This is a genomic window from Bacteroides sp. 51 (genome assembly GCF_010500965.1).
In the GTDB taxonomy this organism is placed as follows: Bacteria; Bacteroidota; Bacteroidia; order Bacteroidales; family Bacteroidaceae; genus Bacteroides.
On record NZ_QVMI01000001.1, the window covers coordinates 343,123 to 363,639 of the forward strand.

General features: G+C 45.7%; 13 protein-coding genes. All 13 read left to right on the plus strand.

Going from position 1 to position 20,517, the window contains the following annotated elements; genetic code table 11:
* Window positions 1-6: 6 nt before the first annotated feature.
* The 13 genes from D0T87_RS01205 (at window position 7) to D0T87_RS01265 (ending at window position 20,275) form a co-directional block, all read left to right on the plus strand.
* A complete protein-coding gene (locus D0T87_RS01205) occupies window positions 7-1,893 on the plus strand; it encodes a fimbrillin family protein (protein ID WP_163172010.1) in 1,887 nt (628 codons plus the stop codon).
* Window positions 1,894-1,908: 15 nt separating this feature from the next.
* A complete protein-coding gene (locus D0T87_RS01210) occupies window positions 1,909-2,973 on the plus strand; it encodes a fimbrillin family protein (protein WP_163172012.1) in 1,065 nt (354 codons plus the stop codon).
* Window positions 2,974-2,988: 15 nt separating this feature from the next.
* On the plus strand, window positions 2,989-5,028 hold the full coding sequence (locus D0T87_RS01215; protein ID WP_163172014.1) for a fimbrillin family protein: 2,040 nt from the start codon (window positions 2,989-2,991) through the stop codon (window positions 5,026-5,028).
* A gap of 14 nt (window positions 5,029-5,042) precedes the next feature.
* Window positions 5,043-6,950, plus strand: coding sequence for a fimbrillin family protein (locus D0T87_RS01220; RefSeq protein WP_163172016.1), 1,908 nt, complete (start codon window positions 5,043-5,045; stop codon window positions 6,948-6,950).
* 12 nt (window positions 6,951-6,962) lie between these two features.
* A complete protein-coding gene (locus tag D0T87_RS01225) occupies window positions 6,963-9,314 on the plus strand; it encodes a fimbrillin family protein (protein ID WP_163172018.1) in 2,352 nt (783 codons plus the stop codon).
* 3 nt (window positions 9,315-9,317) lie between these two features.
* A complete protein-coding gene (locus tag D0T87_RS01230) occupies window positions 9,318-11,543 on the plus strand; it encodes a fimbrillin family protein (protein ID WP_163172020.1) in 2,226 nt (741 codons plus the stop codon).
* 17 nt (window positions 11,544-11,560) lie between these two features.
* Window positions 11,561-13,540, plus strand: a complete 1,980-nt coding sequence (locus D0T87_RS01235) for a fimbrillin family protein (protein ID WP_163172022.1) — start codon at window positions 11,561-11,563, stop codon at window positions 13,538-13,540.
* Window positions 13,541-13,553: 13 nt separating this feature from the next.
* Complete coding sequence (locus tag D0T87_RS01240; protein WP_163172024.1) at window positions 13,554-14,450, plus strand: FimB/Mfa2 family fimbrial subunit; 897 nt, start codon at window positions 13,554-13,556, stop codon at window positions 14,448-14,450.
* Between the two features lie 42 nt (window positions 14,451-14,492).
* The gene (locus D0T87_RS01245; protein ID WP_163172026.1) at window positions 14,493-15,065 is read left to right on the plus strand and encodes a DUF3575 domain-containing protein; all 573 of its coding nucleotides are present in this window, start codon (window positions 14,493-14,495) and stop codon (window positions 15,063-15,065) included.
* Window positions 15,066-15,075: 10 nt separating this feature from the next.
* A complete protein-coding gene (locus D0T87_RS01250; RefSeq protein WP_239063407.1) occupies window positions 15,076-16,551 on the plus strand; it encodes a DUF3868 domain-containing protein in 1,476 nt (491 codons plus the stop codon).
* Window positions 16,552-16,835: 284 nt separating this feature from the next.
* Window positions 16,836-17,537 carry a succinate dehydrogenase/fumarate reductase cytochrome b subunit gene (locus tag D0T87_RS01255; protein WP_163172028.1) on the plus strand — a complete coding sequence of 234 codons (702 nt, stop codon included), beginning with the start codon at window positions 16,836-16,838 and terminating at the stop codon, window positions 17,535-17,537.
* A 39-nt stretch (window positions 17,538-17,576) separates the two neighbouring features.
* Window positions 17,577-19,520, plus strand: coding sequence for a fumarate reductase/succinate dehydrogenase flavoprotein subunit (locus D0T87_RS01260; protein ID WP_163172030.1), 1,944 nt, complete (start codon window positions 17,577-17,579; stop codon window positions 19,518-19,520).
* Complete coding sequence (locus D0T87_RS01265; protein ID WP_163172032.1) at window positions 19,520-20,275, plus strand: succinate dehydrogenase/fumarate reductase iron-sulfur subunit; 756 nt, start codon at window positions 19,520-19,522, stop codon at window positions 20,273-20,275. The genes D0T87_RS01260 and D0T87_RS01265 overlap by 1 nt, the downstream gene beginning before the upstream one ends.
* Window positions 20,276-20,517 lie beyond the last annotated feature (242 nt).

Consider the following 20,517-nt stretch of genomic DNA (forward strand, 5'->3'; position numbering starts at 1 on the left):
ACAATAATGATGAGAAAATATATATCCATATTCACTTTACTTCTGCTGTTCAATGCTTGTTCCGATGAACAGGGCAATGAAGTAGTGAAAGAAAAGGAAGCGTTATCCGTTAATGCGAACATAGCGGTATCGGTGGTTACCGGAGGACAAACAAGGGCGGATGAGGCTTTTACGAAGAATTTCGACCTGTATATGAGGCAAACTGCACCAACAACGCCTGCCGACCTTAGACGTGATTATACCTTGCACGACACTACTTATGATAACGGTAACTATGCGGTCATTAAAAAAGACGATAGTAAACCTTGGTATTGGGATGACCGCGGAGGTATAAACGCCAAGCTTAACCTGATAGGTATCTACCCCAAAGGAGCAACGGTTGGGGTTGCCTCATCTGTGTTAACTTTCTCTTGGGCGGTAGTAGCCGATCAGAGTCCAAGTACTGTTGATCATGATAACTTGGATTTACGCATTAGTAAGTTGAAAGAAGACTATACACTGAATATTCAAAAGACTGGTACTTCGGAGCAAAAGAATCTGGAATTCAGCCACGTATTATCACAGCTCACTTTCATATTGGAGAAAGGTACTGGTTTTGAGGTTAACGAGGCTTTCGAACCTACTATCGAAACCATTAAATTACAAACAGAAGCTGACATAACTATTGCTGCAAATGGTGTCGTATCCATTGCTTCTAAGGGTACTGCGACAGAAATGGTTCCTAAGTTGATAGGTAGTCCTGCTACCAATGCAAGTGAAAGAACATTTGTGGCTATAGCTATTCCCGGTCAAAAGTTTGTAAAAGGTGCAGAATTTGCTACTATTTCTTTAACTATTAATGGGGAGAAGAATACGTACAAGATACCACTACCTTCTACCCTTGCAGATGATATAGAGTTTAAGCAAGGAACGAATCATCAGTTCACAATCAAGGTGAACAAAACACAGTCGCAATTCCTAACTGCTACAATCGCCGAATGGTCGAAAGGAGACGGAGCAGCACAGACAGTAAACATTGCTATTGATGATAATAGCATAAATGGCGAAAACTCAGCTTTTGTGGATAACGCAAGGTTGTATGTTATGATAAAAGAGGATGACTCAAAAGGAAATGCAACAGAAGTGACCGGAGGGGAAAATCTAAGAAGAACGACTACATATACCAGCGCAGCTGAACCGACAGATTCAAAATGGGAGAAGTTTAGTCCGACATTATATTGGGATGATATTCCTAAGACGGGTAACACCTATGCATATGGGCTTTTAGTCAATAAAGCAATTGCATCTGACGTTGAAACTATCACATACGATGATGCAGAGAATATATACATGGGTAAATCGCAAGCTTTAGAAAAGGCGTATGAATACCTTCTTTTTAAAAATATGCCACATCCATTCAGCCGCCTTGACATTACGATACAAACGGAGAAAGATAAATCTTATACAGTTGATCTGACTAAGTTGAATAACATACGGTTCCATAATGTAATTCATAAGTTCAAAGAGATAGCCACAGGTACACAGGTTATAACGTATAATACAAATGATCCCGAAACTTATTTGTCGGATGTAAAACTTTTGATTAACGATGGAAACATGAATGATCCGGTAGATCCTACATATAATTATTACAAAGTAGCATCCGTTTATATCAAGCCTGGTGTAACTGTTCCGGCAGGTAAAGAACTGCTTTGGCTATCATACAAAAACGGTCAGGTAGAAAATGAATACCCACTTGTTTGGGATGAAAATAAAGCTATTACATTCCAAGCCAACAATACATACGAAATAGTCATTACCCTTAAAAAGACCGAAATAGCTAATTTAGGTGTAACCATTAAGGATTGGTCTACAGGACAAAAAATTACTGGTAGCGGAACTATTAAAGATTAAGAACTCAAAATAGCAATGAAGAGATATATACCCTTATTACTCATTCACCTTGTGTGGCTTATAACAAGCTGCCAAGAGGAAGCCTTACGGACCAACACGCCGGAAGAGGTGCAACTGCAAGTGATGATGACTGGCAAACAGACGGATTCGCGGGTGACTATGGATAAGAATGAGTTCGAGACTACTGACAAGTTCAGGTTCTTCTTTAACTCGAGTGAACCTACTAGTGATCCTGCTGGTACAAATACGATTCTGGGTGTAGGTGATGGAGTTATAAAGGTGGCCGACTATTCATATATTGGTAGTGATAAATGGACAACTACTACCACCATATATTGGGACGACCAAGAGAAGAAAGTCGGCAGGCTGTTTTGTGGGGTAATGCCATTTCCTGATACTGGTAATAAATACAAAGTAACCGATCACACCTTTACAATAGCAACCGATCAATCTTCAGCTACCGGCGTAGATTACAAAGCTAGTGACCTGATGATCGCTCGTACCAAAACCGACAAGCGCCTCATTCCGTTAAAGTTCTGGCATGCTTTGTCGCGTGTGGTGGTGAATGTGACTGTTTCTATAGATGACACAAATCCGGACAACTGTTTTGCAGAAGATGCACTCGACGGTATAGCTATTAATCTTTATAATATTTATACCATAGCTACAATAGACTACGCAACAGGACCTACTCCCGATACAGGAGTAGCACCAGAGTATAATCCCGCTATCGCAGTTGGAGCCAATACATCAACACAAACCAATGTAACGATGTACCAAACGGAAACATCTAAGAAGGATGATACAAAGAAAGAGTTAACAACCTCACATGTAGCTGTGATACCTCCGCAAGATATAGCTGCGGATACAAAGGTATTGGTGATAACCCTTAAGGAGGATGGCACAGAGAAGAACTATTATTTCAAGCACAATGCTATTACTACCTTTGTACAACATAAGGAAACGGAAATAAACGTAACGTTGTACAAAACTAAGGTGGAAGCAACTGGAACAATTGATATAAAGTCCTGGGGTGAAATTAAAGCGGAGGGGGGAGGTACCATTGTTCTTCCGGAATAACTAAAAAGTATAGCTATGATTAGAATAAAGAATATATACCCACTGTTCATCTGCTTGCTATTGGCGGCCTGCAACACCGACGACAGCATAGAGCAACCAACAGAAAAAAGATTGGTTGAGATAACCGAGGCGGGTGTCAACAAAGAAGGCACGCGAACAGACTTTCCGGGGGCTGAGTTTACAGATGGAGATGAGTTTACGCTGTACGAAGGAATCCCTACCGGTACAAACGTAAAATCCGCCCCCTATACCTACAATAAAACAGCCAACGAATGGACGGGCACGCCCGGACTATATTGGGACGATTTGAGTGTTTGGGAAAGCAATGGAACTCTTACTACCAACGCCAAAGAACTTACAGCTATATTGACCAACGGAATAGATTGGAATCCTACGAATCCTTTTACTGTCATTACCGCACCAACTACCGAAGCTGAATTCCTAAAAAGCGACTTATTGGTGGCATACGATGCGCGGGTGCCGCTGCAACCTGTAAATCTGAGATTCTACCACGTCTTAGCTCGGTTGAGAATAGAAATAACAGATAATACAGCGGAAAGTAAACAGCCTTATATTTTAGGTGAGGGAACAGTACTATCATTAAATGCATTAACAAGTAGTACTATCACATTTGGTCCCACTACTAAAACTACTACTACAGCAGCAGTAACGGGAAGTAATGCTAATGTTACTTTAATGCGAACAGATAATAACTCATCACGCACATTTGTCTACGAAGTCATCTTGCCACCGCAATCACTAAGGGAAGCTACATCCACACTAACCATCTCGGGTAATGCGAACGAGAAAGAATACACTTATGAATTAAAGAATGCCAAAATAGGCGGAAGTGATGCCTCATCTCCCCTCCTTCAACAAGGCTATACCACCACTATCAAGCTTAATATAGAGAAAACCGAAGTTAAGCTGGGGACAGTAGAAGTAACCAAGTGGGTAGAAAGCAGTTCTCATGGTACAGCCACCCCCAACGACTACCCTGTTATTGAAATTGGTAACGGCGAAGGCCCCGGCACAAATCCCAATCCAGGTGAAAACGGCGATGACTACGCCGGGAAAACACTCCGGTTGACAAAGGACGTTACACTGGAAGAATTGAAAGAAGAGCTGGGTGTTATGCCTTTGGGAAGCAAGGAAACCCCATTCCGCGGAACATTCGATGGGCAGGGATTCAAAATCACTGACGTTAACTTAGTTTCAAACGACGATTTCCTTGGAATCTTCGGCTATACCGATGGTGCTACCATCAAGAACCTGAATGTAGAAGGAGTAGGGGTGAAGAATGGATCTGAAAACAGCAGCACCGCCACCGGAGGACTGGTAGGTTATGCCAACAATACACTAATCACCAACTGTCATGTAACTTACACCGATATAGTATCAGCCGCCTACGACAATGCCGGTGGATTGGTAGGCTATGCCGTTGGAGGTACGCGCATTGAAGGATGTTCGACCAATACAAAGGTATACGCCCAACATAGCTATGCCGGTGGATTGGTAGGTAGGACCTTGGCGGGAACATCTATCAAATACAGTTTCGCTCAGAAATTTGATGCAGACAATACAGATTACACCGTTGAGGCTGGTAACTACTATGCTGGTGGTTTGGTAGGAGCTTGCAATAATACCAACATTGAGTACTGTTACAGTTGGTCGGGTGCCAAGGCAATCCGCTATGTGGGTGGCTTTGTGGGTCGATACGAAAGCACCGCCGAGATTACTGGCCTTTTGCAATATTGCTATGCTGCCGGTTCCAAAATAGCGGGAAACAATGCTGCCGGTATGGTGGGGTATATCGAAATACGTTCGGGCAAACCCGATAAATGTTATTGGAACTCCGCACTTGGTGTCGGATTCATCGGTCTGTACAGCGGTGGCGACAACTCAAGTTTCACCCTTACTGCCACGCAAGCCGCAATGAACAACGTATTGAATACATTGAATAGCAATGGAACAGAATGGGAGCTAACCCGAACTCTTTACAATAACTATGTATTCCCTACATTGCTAAAGAACAAAGGTGAGGCAGAACGTTAAACAGGAGAATGACAATGAGAAAGAATAAACTAATTTATCTTGTGTTTCTATTGCTGCCGGGGTTTATATCCTGTGCAGACGATGATAACGACAATCATAACATTGACGCTGGCGATAGCCAGGTGCATCTGCAAGCTACTGTGGCGAAAAACAATATACTGACGCGCGCAACAGAACCTGCTGTAGTGGGAGACTACTACCTGCATTATACAGCAGTTGGTGGAACTTCGCTTAGCGTGAACAAATTCACTTGCAGTAGTAGTGACGGTGGTCTTACCACCGCTTGGAGTGCAACCCCCACACTATACTGGGATGATATTAAAAAAGCAACCCCAAAAGACGACACCGAGTTCTACCTGACAAACGTGGAGTCCATGATATTCCCCTCTAAATCAGTGGATAAAGACATTCTGTTTGGTAAGGAAACGGGCTGGAATGAAACGTTGGACTTTACATTAAATCATCTAACTTCCAAGATAACCGTTATTGTGTACGACAATACTTTAAATAAGGACAATGCTGGAAAAGTAAACTTCAGCAATGCCAAAGTTGTATTCAATCCTGGACTGAACAGAACAACTATCGGGATAGACTATGCTACAAGTAAGATAAATAGTTTACCTGCTGATAAAGATAAAGCAACTACGATAGAACGAACTGGTTTCACAGACAGAAACGATATAGAAATCGGAGTGGAAACTTACAACGGTGTAGAAAGCGACCCGCTGTACATCGTCCCTCAGACTTTTACCAAAGGTGATTCTCTGGAAGTTACCGCTGGCAAATACGTATATCGCATTCCAGTACCTATACCGTCAGGAGAGTCATTCAGTTTAGGAGCAGGCGAACACCTGACCATACAGGTTGAACTAACCGAAGACGTTATTACTGCTACGGCAAAGCTAATCGGATGGGAAGATAAACCCGCTGGGAAAATAGAAATCAGCCGTGTGTTCAACATCGCTTCCTGGAATGAGTTACGCGATTTGGCGCAAGCCATCGCCACCGGATATACATTCAAAGGAATGGTTGTAAGGTTAATGGCAGACATAGAACTCAAAGGGCAGATAAGCCTCGGTACAGAAGAATATCCATTTGAGGGTATCTTTGGGGGTAACGGATACAAGATAAAAGACTTAGGCATTTATCAAGGTGAAGGTATGCGGCGTAACAAGGGAGGGCTTTTTGCCTACACCAGAGGGGCCACTATACAGAATCTTACGTTGGTAGCTCCCTACGTGGAATCGGATGGAGAAAATCCGGTAGGGGCACTGATTGATAATGCCACAAACACCACTGTATTTAACTGTAGAACGGAAAGTAAAACCGAAGGTGGTTATTCCGGAGATGTGAATGGTGGTGCAGCCAATAAAGTTGGTGGATTGATAGGAACGGCCACCGGAACATCTACCCTGATAAACTGCTACTCGTATGTAAGGGTGGAAGGCAAAGGTGAATATATAGGCGGGCTGATAGGTTATTCCGAAGCAAGTATCACCCACTGCTTTGCCAAAGGCGAAATAGATTGTGCCGCTGGTACTCTTGTAGGTGGACTGGCGGGCTATATGGCCGGTTCCATGCAGTATTGCTATGCACAGGGAAAAGTTACAGGATATTCTAAAGTAGGTGGACTGGTAGGAGAATTGGATGGAGAGGTTAGTCAGTGTTACTCCTCGGGACGGGCAGCCGGAAGTGAAGCGGGTGGTTTGTTCGGTAGCTTAGGATTTGATGCGGACGCCAAAAACTGTTTCTGGTTTAATTATGATGGGAATACCCCTGGTTCCGGTTCAGCAGCCTTGCCTAATTGTAAATCATATACTAATGGTGTAGACTTGTTAAACCCAAGCTTGGACTATTTAGATAACATTACAGGTATTTGGAAGACACCAGTTGACACCTATCCCGAATTCGCAAATCTATAACAAGCGGAAAGAATGAGAACAACTACAAATATATATATCACCGCTTTGGTTGCCCTACTGGCATTCAGTGCGTGCGAAGATGAAAAGACACTTCCTTCGGATGATGCAAACTGCGCCTATATTTATGCTAAAATTACAGGGCAAAAAGAAGCTATAAGTCGGGGGGCTGCTATAGATAGCGAAAATGGTACATACGCTGCTTTTGGTGCAGGAGATGAGATTGGGCTATATGCTTTGGGACCATTGTATAATAAGTCAGATCAAAGTGAGATTGATAACACTCCCGTTAAAAACACCAGCTTTAAACTGGAAGCTAATGGAAGGTGGCAGGTTAACGCTAAATTGATTTGGAACTCAACTCCTTTTGGAGAGGTTAAGTCCGCCGATATTTACGGATATTACCCTTATAAGCAACACACAGACCAGACTAATGTATATAAGAATGGTGGATATAACATCTTCAAAGAAGCCAATAAACTGGAAGATGTTTTAATGGCCGAGCGTACTACCGTTCAGTATGACAACCCCGCCGTCTTCTTAACCTTCAAGCATCGGTTTGCACTGCTAAAAATAAAATTAGGTACAGGCATGGAAGGTTCCCCAGCTACTGCGGGAGCTGTATCGGCTATAATGAGTCTAGGCATTGAAGATAATGCCAAAATAGACAATCAGGAGTTGGGACAGATGCGCTTAACGCAACAAGAACCTGATGGCGTCAAAGAATTTAAGCCTATTAATGTAAAGAGTGGCTTCTACTATATCATCGTACCTGTAGAAGGACAAGCTACCACTGAAAATTCAGTCAAAGCTGATGATCCTCTTGATCGTTTTGTTACCGATTCATTAAAAGTAACTCACATCAAAGTTGATGGTCAGGAATTTCCTCTCGACAATGTATTCGCCCCTCGCATGAACTTCATCTACAGCCTCACTGTACACAAAGGCAAGGAGGGAAGCGTATCTGTTGCCATGGGTGGCATTGAAGAATGGGGCTCCGACCGCTACCTGAGCAATGTGCGCGAAGAAGGAGGTATCTACTGGGCTTCGGATTTGGTGGGCTTGCAGGCTGCATTAAAAAAGATAGGCGGAGCACCCACTAAGGAGGATGAAGCTGCACTTGCCGCCTACGGCAGTTGGGATGATAAACTGGGATGTTTCGTTTTCCCCGTCATGCGCAATATCGATGTGGTGAACGAATATGGTAATGGCCCCCACAACAGCTGTTGCATTGAGAATTTCTACGGCGTTCTGGATGGAAGAGGTTTTACCATTAATGGACTGGACATAACAAGTGGCGGACTTATCGGAACACTGAAAGAAGGAGCGGTAGTGAAGGACCTGGAACTTAAAAACACTACTGTAAACAATGGCTCCTCTAACGCCGGTACAGGTGCTTTAGTAGGGCATGCAGAAGATGGGACCACCATACACAACTGCTCCGTAACCGGTACCTCGGCTGTAAAAGGTGGAGATAACACCGGAGGATTGATAGGAAGCGGAAACCCGACCATGGATCGCTGCTCTTCTAACGCGGATGTTACCGGAGGCAGCAATACCGGCGGACTAATTGGTTCGCTGACAGCAGGTGGAAAGATCGACCAATCGTACACCACAGGCACAGTAACTGCCACAAACGGCAATGAGGTAGGCGGATTGGCAGGAAGCGCCGCAGGCCCCATAACCAACAGCCATGCCGGTTGCGATGTAACAGGAAAGAACAACGTAGGTGGACTCGTAGGCAGCACCACGTCTACTATAGACGGTTGCACGGCAACAGGATACATCGAGGGTAAAGATATCGTGGGTGGACTGGCAGGCACTACCACAAGCACCGTGAACAAAAGCGGAGCAAACGGCACCGTAACAGGAACGGGCATTGTAGGCGGGCTGATAGGAAAGCACGATGTAAGCGGAGATGAGGTAGTTGCAATTACCGGATCGTACACACGCTCTACTATAGGTGGAGGAAGCCCTACTGGTGGGTTGATTGGGACAACTACCATGCCTTATGAACCAGCCGTTTATGAGATACCGGAACCCACGGAAGAAAATCCTGATCCGACCCCTGTTCTTAAAACCCCCGCCAAAGGCACCGAACTAAAAAACTGCTACACTACCAACGGGAAAGCTCTTATATCGGGGTCCGGTGAAGGCATCAGCTATAGTTACCAGATAGGTACTACAAACGACGTTGGCGACAACGCAGCCTACACCATCTCATTAAACCCGTCGCCGCCGACTGACGAAGAATTGGATGTTATAATCGCTGCACTAAATGCCGGTTCCGCCACCAACCCTTGGGTAAAGGGCTTGGTCATAATAGATAGTAAATCGTACACACTGCCTGTTTTAAATTACAAGTAAACAATGAACGGAAAGACATACAAGATACACACCCTGTGGAGTTTACTGCTACTATTTATAGTATACTCGTGTAGCTCCGAAGCAGATGAGTGGCAAACAGAAGTAAAGGAGACTCCCATTGAGTTTGAATTCCTGATGCCGGACGATGGACAGGCATCGACCAGGAATAAAGTAACGTTTGCTAATGAGGATAAGGTATATATTACGGCAAAGGTTAAGACAGTGGATGCTGGAAATGTTGAATCGACCAAAGTTGTATCAACCATTTTGAATTGCCAGGGCGGTAAGTTCCAACCAGCCTCCGGTAGTGATCGGTTGATGTGGCCGGCCGATGCCGTATCGGCAGAGTTCCGGGCATATTATCTTCCCGAGACACATAGTACAGCACCAACAGCAGGTTCTCCACTAACCATTCCTCTAAATAAACTGAAAGAGGATGGAACAAACGATGACCTCTTATTGGCACAGCAAGAAATCATTAATCTGAACGGTATTGTGACGTTACGCTTTGCCCATACCACCACCAAGTTGCGGTTTAACGGATTAAAGAAAGAGGCTACCACTTTGAAACTCGTTCCACAAAACATTAGCATAATCAACCAATTAGTGGTTAGCTATAGTGATGCAGATGGTTATACTCATAAATTCGAGAACAATACAACAGAAAGAGGAATCACTATGGAGAAGGCATTAAATGAAACTACGGCACTCTTCTTCCTGAATGTTACCTCCAACTGGGAAGGCGAAACATTCGAGTTTACCCAAGAGGGTTCCTCGAGTGAGCTTCCGAAGAAGACGGTGCTGGCCGATGCCTCTTCCCATCTGTCTACCATGAAGATAGGTCGGGCATACCGATTAACCTTCTACTCGGGAGGTACCAATCCGGCATTGGAAAAAGAAGACGCGTGGTACAAAGACCATGAGATTGAAACATTCCAGTCTGTAGAGGAAATTCAAAGCTACTTTAATGGAGAAGGCAAGGACGGGTTAACAAAAGACCTTGATTTTAACAATATCCTCTTGGATGAATCCATACCTATCAGCTTCTCATCAACCCGGGGCATTGCGTTAACAGGTACCTTTAACGGAAACAACCACACCATTCGCAATGTGTATGTACGCAACGGCTTATTTAATGCTATCCCTTCGGGTGCAACCATTAAGAATCTACGCCTCGAAAATGTAAAAGTCATAGCCGAAAATGGTGAAGCCGCAGGCTTATTATCCCCTAGTAACGCCGGAACCATAGACAATGTACGCATCGGTGGGAGCAACCAGATCGGTACCAATAATGTCTCTTCGGTAGGCGGATTGGTAGGTGTCAACACCGGAACCATCAACACCGTGCAACTATCGGGTGCATTGCTGATGGAGCCCTATATAGAGAATGATACTGAAACCACTAAAGTATTTGCCGTAGGCGGATTGGTGGGTAGCAATACAGGTACCATAACCAATTGCGAGATAAACGCGGGCGGGTTGCTGCAACCCGCGGGTACATACATTGCCGGCCAGGCAACCATTGGAGGAATGGTAGGAAGTCACACAGGAGCCAATGCCATAAGCGGTTGTTCCACCTTTGTGCGGGTAGATGCCACCCGGTTGGCTGCCAAGACCAGCTATGTAGGCGGGTTCTGTGGAGTGAACAGAGGTAAACTTAGCGATAACGAAGCAAATGGAGAGGTAAGAGGATCATTGTTTGTTTCCCGCTCGGCTACCGGAGGTTTCTTAGGATTTACCACATCCAGTGCGGCAGTAGTCAATGGATGTGGTGCTACAGGGAATGTTACGGAGTCGGCTTGCGATCGTGTAGCAGCAACGCCTGAACTTTATACAGGTGGCTTCTGCGGATTCTCCGAAATCGACCTGAAGAATGTATATTCCGTAGGTGCATTGATGTCGGCTTCTTCCGTTCCGGGAGATGCCGTACGCAGAAAAGGAGCCTTGACCGGACTAATCTCTGCCGATAAAACCGTTTATAACTCATTCAGTATTACAAACCAGGGAGGGGAAGACCTGACTCTTAGTGGTTCGGAGGACCTTGCTAACATCTGTAAAACACAAAATGTACACCTCAGGGGCAAGATGGTATCCGAACAAGGGGTAGTGGAAACAACTATCACTGCCACCATAGCCCGGTTGAACAATGCGGTAAGTACGGCAAATGGGTATTGGTCGTGGAGCAGCTCTTCCGCCATTTACGGTGGGGTACCTTACATAGTTAAGTAATAAAAACCATAGAATAGATGAAACGATATACGATACTGAACCTCTGCCTACTGGCATTGCTTTGTTTCTCGTGCGAACAAGATGAGCCGGAGGCAGTAGTAATCCCACAAGGAGATGAGGTGGTAACATTCCGTGCTACAACAGGGGTACAGACGCGTGCCACGGAGACAGATCTTAATATGCCAGACATTCGTGTCATTGCACCCGGCTATGGAACAGGAGCCACCAACCAAAGTAAACTGTATAGCGCTGTAGCGGGAGCAATGACCATTGCCGAAGGTGAAGAAATTCGTTGGAGTGCAAAGAACATGGTATTTACCTCCTGGTACGAAGGAGACGGTAGCACCACCGGCACCGGCTGGACTATGCCTGAACTAGGTGGCACCGGAACGGTAGACTTTACTGAAAATTTGGAAAACCTTATCGGAGCGTATGAGACGGAAGATTACGTGAGAGTACCGAAGATACCCGAAATAGAACTTATCTACAAACACCTCGTGGCCAAAGTAGATATCACCTTAAAGAACATAGCTACCGGTGCCAGTATCCCCGCAGGTACGACCATTACCTACCCTGCTATAAAGCAGACGGGAGTGTTTACAGCCGGATTGACCGGATGGCCCACCGTATCGTTGGGAAAGGCCGGCAATGAGTTGAGCTATACATTCACCCCTGATAATGGTGAAGGAAAACTAACTTGCTACATGCCCCCCATGACAGCCAATGAACTGTTGATGTATGGTTCGTTTACCGTCCGTGAGGCAGGTAACGCTACTTCGTACGTAGGAACCCTACAAGGTTTGGAGTTGGAAACAGGCAAGGGTATAGAGGCCGGAATTCACTATACCTTCACAATCGAAGTAAACAACGACCATACCGCTCTGTTGCAAGCCGTAACCCTGGCACCTTGGGAAGTAAACCCCAGGAACATCTACAATCGCCCAAGCAATGGTATCTGGGGATTGGAAGACTTGCAGGCATTATCCAAGTTTGTGAATGGAGAAACAACAGAAGTCAACAAAGACGGAGATCCAACCTGGAACAACCTGACCATGAAAGACCTCTATATTGAAGAGGCAGACGGCAAGAAAATCATCAACCTATACACCGATATCGCCTTTAAAACCACCGATGAATTTGCAGCCATCGGTAAAGCAGGCCATCCTTTTGCAGGTTATGAGTTCAACGGAAACGGATACACCATCTCCAACCTGGCGTTGAAGCAACCCGGCGCAGACAATCAGGCTTTGTTTGGCTTGGTAGGCGATGGTACAACCATCAAAAACCTGACAGTGAGCCGGGCGTCTGTAGAGGGAAACAACAATGCGGGTATGTTGGTGGGACAAACAAGCGGAACCAACATCATTATCGACCACTGCTTTGTGAGCGGTGGGGAAGTATTGGGTATACATAATGCCGGAGGTGTGATCGGGCTATGTGGTGCCGGAACAATTGTTCGTAACTGTGGTGCTACACCGTCGGCCGTTACGGGAAACCAATATGTAGGCGGGTTCGTAGGCCAGAACAATGGCACGATAGGCAACAGTTATTCGCAAACTGGCTCTATCATCTGCTCGGACGAGATTGGCGGCGGATTCGTAGGTCAAAATAATAACATGGTGCACAATTGCTATTCATCAGCTTCGTTTTCGTATGGTCAGAAATCTATCGGCGCCTTTGCCGGGCATCATGTGGCCGGAACAAAGACTATGGAAAGCTGCCATTGGAATACTGAGTGCATTAACAATACCACTTGCTCCAAAGTAGTGGGCAATAGTACCGAGAATGCCGATGGTGTGGAAGTAAAACCGGGCGGTTTCTCGGGTGTAGCCTTTGCAAAAAACAATGGGGAGGTGGTGCAAAACGATTACCGGCCCTTATACGACATTATGAACAACTTTGTAGATAGCAACCCCACCGATTTAGAGTACCTGCGCTGGACACGGATAAATAATGTACCCCTTCCTGTATTCAGTTACAGTTATCCAATAAAATGATTATATAACAACTATGAAGAAATATTTCATACCCCTACTGGCATTGGGTGCCATGTTTACAGTCACATCGTGCATAGAGGAATCGACAGATCATTGCCCCAAGAAAGCGAACGTTTTGCTTGACTGGGTGGAAACCCTCCCGATCACAGAAGATGGCAATCCGGTGAATGTAGTTATCATCCCGGGCGACGGTTCTCCCGAACAGAAGTATGATTCGGACACCCACTCGCCCGATATAGAGATACCTGTAGGAGATCAGACCATCCTGGTATATGAAAAGAACGGCGAGAAACATATCAACAACCACCAGCAAACGGTAAGTGTGGAGGCGGGAGCCGACGGAAAGGTGAACGATGATCCCGGTTTCTTTAGTGGTGGTTCTGTCACGGTGAATGTGCAACCAAACTCTGACCTCGAACTGCCGCTTTACAAGCAGGTGCGCGAACTGATTATCGAACTGAAACTTTCGGGAGCCGGGGCGGAACACATCGTCGGAATAACCGGCAACTTTGACGGTATAGCCACCGAGCGCCACATCAACAATGGTTTCCGTCCGGTAGATCATACCATTACCCGTCCGCCCGCCATCAAGAAAGGGAATGTGGATTACACGTTTGATAATATAGCGAGCGAATCGGGCGCGTTCTTTAGCGGAAGTCGCAAACTACTGGGGATAGACGGTGAGGGGAAACAAACGCTTACTCTTACGGTTACGTTTAAAAATGGCGATACGCAGGTCTTTCCGATAGATGTAACCCGGCTGATGGATGGTTTCCATACCGAAGACCTCGACCACGAAGGCAGTGAAAGGCCGTGGTATATCAAGTTGGGATTCGATGTAGACACTTCTTTCGAGATTGTTATTGTAGATTGGGAAGACGGGGGATCGTCCTGGATTATACCCGATTAAATCAATACCCCCCCTGTTCAATCACTTATAAAGTTCCATATAATGAAAAAGATTCTTGTGATAACCTTGTTCTTCGTAGGTTTCAACATCTCCGCAATAAATGCACAACGCATGGTAGTGAAGAGCAACCTGCTTTACGATGCAACTACCACGCTGAACCTGGGGATGGAGTTCGGACTGTCGCACAAATGGACGCTCGACGTACCGGTGAACTACAACCCCTGGTCGCTCAGTGATGGCGCCCGTTTAAGGCATCTGGGCGTACAGCCCGAAGCGCGTTATTGGTTTTGCGAACGTTTCCGGAATACGTTTATCGGGTTTCATGCGCACTACGCCTGGTTCAATGTGGGAAGACTGCCCGATTGGTCGTTTATCAGTTTCAATATGCAAGAGAACCGTTACCAGGGGCACCTCTTTGGTGGTGGCGTGTCCATCGGCCACTCCTGGCTATTAAGTAACCGTTGGAGCCTTGAGGCATCCGTAGGTTTGGGATATGCGCATATTTTGTACGATAAATATCCCTGCGATGAGTGTGCCACTAAGTTAAAGAGTGACCATAGGAACTATCTGGGGCCAACTAAGGCAGCCATATCACTTATCTACATTCTTAAATAAACCCGGACTAATGATGAAAAAGAATACCATACTTCTACTTGTAGCCTTTGCCGCTTTATGGGGCAATGTATATCTTGTAGCTGCGCAAGAATCTGTTTTGAAAGAACAAATATCCGTTACTCCCCTGCGGCTGGAGCAAAGCGGAGATTCGCTATATATTGACCTGGAGATCGTATTGCGTGATGTGAAGATTAAATCGGCACAAGCCATCGACCTCATACCCGTGTTGCTTACCGCCGACCGCAGCATGACTCTGCCTCTAGTTTCGTTGAAAGGGAATAATGAGTACGCGTACTACAAACGCAAAACAAGCCTGATGACCCCGGGAGAGAAACAAGCCCGTACCGCACCCTATGCCATAGAGAAAGGGAAACAATGGACGAACAACACTCTACACTACCAGTATAGCCTGCCTTACGAGGAATGGATGGCGGGCGCCAGTGTAGAAATGCGCTACGATGATTGCGGTTGTGGCGAAACTGCCACTATGTATACCCAACCGGTGGGACAGATCGTTCTTCCCCGGAAAGTGGAATACCAGGTGGTGCCACACTTGGCGTACATACAACCTGAGGCGGAAGCCGTGAAGCGTCGCGAGGTGCAGGTAGAGGCTTTTCTTGATTTTGCGGTGAACAAAACCAATATCCGGCCCGATTATATGAACAATCCGCGCGAGTTGGACAAAATACGCCAGATGATTGATGGATTGCAGAACGATGAGAGCATCACCATAAACGGTTTGGATATCATTGGTTACGCTTCTCCCGAAGGTTCGCTGGCCAACAACAAACGTTTGTCCGAAGGGCGGGCCAAGGCATTGCGCGATTATCTGGCTTCGCGATATGACTTCTCATCGGAGTACTACAATATCGTGTTTGGCGGCGAAAACTGGGACGGCCTTATAGCCGCGCTGGACATCGCCAAGCCGGATTATGGAAGCCAGGTGATCGGCATTCTGGCTAACGATGAGTCCGAGGCTGTGAGGAAGCAAAAGATTAAAGCATTGCGTGGCGGGCAGCCCTATCGCCAGATGTTGCAAGACATATATCCGGCATTGCGTGTGGCCGTGTGTAAGGTGAACTTTGAGGTGAAGAACTTTGATTTGAACGAGGCTAAAGAGATGATCCGGTTGCGTCCGCAAAACCTCAGTCTCAACGAGATGTTTCTAGTGGCTAATACTTACCCGAAAGGCTCTCCGCAGTTTATCGAGGTGTTTGAAACCGCCGCACGCCTATATCCCGGCAGTGAGGTGGCAAACCTGAACGCGGCCGCTTCTTCCCTCTCGGAAAACGATGTTGAAACTGCCGCGAACTACCTGTCTAAAGTGGAACCGCAGACTTATCCGGCGGCTTACAATAACCTTATGGGGGCGCTTTATATGCTCAGGAAAGAGTATGAAACGGCCGAACGTTACCTCAAGATTGCCCAAACCGGTGGGGTGGAAGAGGCCGGGTTTAATTTGCAGGAAATAGAAAAGACAAAGTAGACCGGGCGGTGCTTATTGAGATAAGCAAATACAAACTACGGCTACTCTGTGTACACTCAACCCTTAGCTTGGCAGCACAATACGGCTAGCAAGTTTTTACTTAACCTATATAAAAGATGAAGAATAGCGCTGTTTTTCCGGAAGAACAGCGCTATAGGGATTAAAGAAATATTTCTTTAATCCCTTGCTTTATCAAGGTATTTCCCTTAATTTTGCGCAGATTAGTAGGCTGTCAAAAAGAATTTATAGAACTAAATAATTAAATAATTTAAAAACAATCATTTATGTGGTTATGTAACTCATCTGTAGGAAGGAAAGTGGTAATGAGTATTACTGGACTCGCCCTTGTCCTATTTCTAACATTTCACATGGCAATGAACCTTGTTGCAGTAATCAGTGGAGATGCTTACAACTGGATTTGCGAAATGTTGGGAGCAAATTGGTATGCGTTAGTTGCTACGGTAGCACTTGCCGGCCTTGTTGTGCTTCACTTTGTGTATGCAATCTGGCTGACTCTTCAAAATCGCAGAGCACGTGGTAGCGAACGTTATGCAGTAACAGCGAAACCTAAAATGGTAGAATGGTCTTCGCAGAACATGTTTGTTCTCGGACTTATTGTCGTTCTGGGTTTAGGTCTGCACTTGTTCAATTTCTGGTACAAAATGCAATTCGTTGAAATACTCGAAATGATGGGTGTTCACGACCTGGTTGCTACCGGCGGAATTGCCCCTACGGATGGTGCTGCATTTATTGCTTATACATTCAGCCAACCGGTTTACGTAATACTTTACCTCATCTGGCTGGCCGCTCTTTGGTTCCACCTGACACACGGTTTCTGGAGCTCCTTGCAAACACTGGGATGGAGCAACAAAACTTGGATCAATCGTTGGAGAATAACCTCTGATATCTACTCAACAATTATCGTTGCAGGTTTTGCCTTGGTAGTTGTCGTATTCTTCGTTAAATCGTTGTGCGGAGCTTGTTAATAAGAGTAATTTGTAAATCATTAAACTGAAAATCGCATTATGACTAAGATAGATTCAAAGATTCCTGAAGGTCAATTGGCCGAGAAATGGAGTAACTATAAAGCTCATCAGAAACTAGTAAACCCTGCCAACAAACGTCGTCTGGATGTCATCGTGGTAGGAACCGGTTTGGGAGGTGCGGCAGCCGCTGCTTCTCTGGGCGAAATGGGATTCAGAGTATTCAACTTCTGTATCCAGGATTCTCCCCGTCGTGCACACTCCATCGCTGCACAGGGAGGTATCAATGCTGCTAAGAATTATCAAAACGATGGTGACTCGGTTTACCGTCTGTTCTACGATACCATTAAAGGTGGTGACTATCGTGCCCGCGAAGCAAACGTTTACCGTTTGGCCGAGGTATCGAACGCTATCATCGACCAATGTGTGGCTCAAGGTGTTCCTTTTGCACGCGATTACGGTGGTACACTCGACAACCGTTCGTTCGGTGGTGCACAGGTATCCCGTACGTTCTATGCCCGCGGCCAAACCGGACAACAATTGTTGCTGGGTGCTTACTCTGCATTGAGCCGTCAGGTACACAAAGGAAACGTGAAGCTGTACACCCGCTACGAAATGCTCGACCTGGTGGTGGTTGATGGCCGTGCCCGCGGTATCATCGCCCGTAACCTCGTTACCGGACAATTGGAACGTTTCTCGGCCCATGCCGTAGTTATCGGTACCGGTGGTTATGGTAACGCCTTCTTCCTTTCTACCAACGCGATGGGATCTAACGGTTCGGCCGCTATCCAATGCTACAAGAAAGGTGCTTACTTTGCTAACCCATGTTTCGCTCAGATTCACCCCACTTGTGTACCCGTACACGGTGACAAACAATCTAAGTTGACGCTGATGTCCGAGTCGCTTCGTAACGACGGACGTATCTGGGTTCCTAAGAAACTGGAAGATGCCAAAGCTCTGCAAGCCGGCAAGATGAAAGCCACCGATATTCCTGACGAAGATCGTGACTTCTATCTGGAACGCCGTTACCCTGCATTCGGTAACCTCGTACCACGCGACGTTGCCTCTCGTGCAGCTAAAGAACGTTGCGATGCCGGATTCGGTGTAAACAACACAGGTCTGGCCGTATTCCTCGACTTTAAATACGCTATCGACCGTTTGGGCAAGGATGTAGTTGCCGAACGTTACGGTAACCTCTTCGACATGTACGAAGAAATCACTGACGAAGATCCATACCACACTCCGATGATGATCTTCCCCGCTATCCACTATACTATGGGTGGTATCTGGGTTGACTACGAACTAATGACCTCTATTCCGGGTCTGTTCGCTATCGGTGAAGCTAACTTCTCCGACCACGGTGCCAACCGTTTGGGTGCATCGGCGTTGATGCAAGGTTTGGCCGACGGATACTTCGTTCTTCCATATACTATTCAAAATTATTTAGCCGATCAGATTCAAGTTCCCCGTTTCTCAACCGACCTTCCTGAATTTGTTGAAGCAGAGAAAGCAATCCACGATAAGATGGTGAAACTGAAAGCCATCAACGGTAAGCACTCTGTCGACTCTATTCACAAGAAGTTGGGTAACATCATGTGGGACTTTGTGGGTATGGCTCGTACCAAAGAATCTCTTGAAAAAGCACTGAAGGAAATCAAGGAAGTGAAGAAAGACTTCTGGACCAATGTGCGTATCCCGGGTGAAGTAGACGACCTGAACATCGAAATGGAGAAAGCGCTTCGTCTGGACGACTTTATCGAAGTAGGTATGCTGATGGCTCGCGACGGATTGAACCGTAATGAATCGTGCGGTGGTCACTTCCGTGAAGAGTATCAAACTCCCGAAGGTGAAGCCCTGCGTGACGATGAAAACTACTCTTACGTAGCTTGCTGGAAGTATACTGGTGAAGATAAAGAACCAGAATTGCTTAAAGAACCATTGAACTACGAATTCACTAAAGTACAAACCCGTAATTACAAAGCATAATGGAAAGAAATATATCATTCAAGCTAAAGATATGGCGTCAAAGAGGCCCTAAAGCGAAAGGTGAGTTTAAGATATATGAAATGAAGGATATACCAACGGATACTTCATTTCTGGAAGCACTTGATATCCTGAACGAGGACTTGATAAATAAAGGCGAAGAGCCTGTAGTATTCGACCATGACTGTCGTGAAGGTATCTGCGGTATGTGTTCATTGTATATCAATGGGCGTCCACACGGTCCTGCTGCGGGGGTTACTACTTGCCAGATGTATGTACGCCGTTTCAAAGATGGCGAAACCATTACCGTTGAACCTTGGCGTTCGGCAGGTTTCCCTGTGATCCGCGACTTGATGGTCGACCGTAATGCATTCGATAAGATCATGCAGGCGGGTGGTTACGTAAATGTAAATACAGGTGCTCCTCAGGATGCCAACGCCATTCTTATTCCTAAACCAGCAGCGGATGAAGCTATGGATGCTGCTGCTTGTGTGGGTTGTGGTGCTTGTGTTGCAACATGTAAGAATGGTTCGGCTATGTTGTTCGTTTCGGCAAAGGTTAGCCAGTTGAACCTGCTTCCACAAGGTAAAGTTGAGGCTCACCGTCGTGCGAAAGCAATGCTTTCTAAGATGGATGAACTAGGCTTTGGTAACTGTACCAATACACGTGCTTGCGAAGCTGAATGTCCGAAGAGCATTTCAATCAGTCACATCGCTCGTTTGAATCGCGATTTTATTGTTGCGAAACTGAAAGACTAAGATTATAGTTTGATTGTAATTGAAAAACCGTTGTAGAAGCATGCTTTTACAACGGTTCTTTTTTTAAACCGGCAGTTAAAGGATTTAGCGTAAAAAGGGATTGGGAATTTCGAGAAAGTACCTCATCTGTCTTGAGAAAGTACCTCATTTGCCTTGAGCAAGTTTCTCATACTGAAAGAGAAACTTTCTCTTTAGCCAAATGAAACTTTCTTTGAAGCAGCCTGAAACTTTTAAAATTTAGT

Excerpts from the sequence above, each read along its gene's own strand:
- D0T87_RS01245 (WP_163172026.1), top strand. The coding sequence starts at position 14,493 with ATGAAAAAGATTCTTGTGATAACCTTGTTCTTCGTAGGTTTCAACATC.
- D0T87_RS01260 (WP_163172030.1), top strand. The coding sequence starts at position 17,577 with ATGACTAAGATAGATTCAAAGATTCCTGAAGGTCAATTGGCCGAGAAA.
- D0T87_RS01225 (WP_163172018.1), top strand. The coding sequence starts at position 6,963 with ATGAGAACAACTACAAATATATATATCACCGCTTTGGTTGCCCTACTG.
- D0T87_RS01250 (WP_239063407.1), top strand. The coding sequence starts at position 15,076 with ATGATGAAAAAGAATACCATACTTCTACTTGTAGCCTTTGCCGCTTTA.
- D0T87_RS01265 (WP_163172032.1), top strand. The coding sequence starts at position 19,520 with ATGGAAAGAAATATATCATTCAAGCTAAAGATATGGCGTCAAAGAGGC.
- D0T87_RS01240 (WP_163172024.1), top strand. The coding sequence starts at position 13,554 with ATGAAGAAATATTTCATACCCCTACTGGCATTGGGTGCCATGTTTACA.
- D0T87_RS01210 (WP_163172012.1), top strand. The coding sequence starts at position 1,909 with ATGAAGAGATATATACCCTTATTACTCATTCACCTTGTGTGGCTTATA.
- D0T87_RS01215 (WP_163172014.1), top strand. The coding sequence starts at position 2,989 with ATGATTAGAATAAAGAATATATACCCACTGTTCATCTGCTTGCTATTG.
- D0T87_RS01230 (WP_163172020.1), top strand. The coding sequence starts at position 9,318 with ATGAACGGAAAGACATACAAGATACACACCCTGTGGAGTTTACTGCTA.
- D0T87_RS01220 (WP_163172016.1), top strand. The coding sequence starts at position 5,043 with ATGAGAAAGAATAAACTAATTTATCTTGTGTTTCTATTGCTGCCGGGG.
- D0T87_RS01235 (WP_163172022.1), top strand. The coding sequence starts at position 11,561 with ATGAAACGATATACGATACTGAACCTCTGCCTACTGGCATTGCTTTGT.
- D0T87_RS01255 (WP_163172028.1), top strand. The coding sequence starts at position 16,836 with ATGTGGTTATGTAACTCATCTGTAGGAAGGAAAGTGGTAATGAGTATT.
- D0T87_RS01205 (WP_163172010.1), top strand. The coding sequence starts at position 7 with ATGATGAGAAAATATATATCCATATTCACTTTACTTCTGCTGTTCAAT.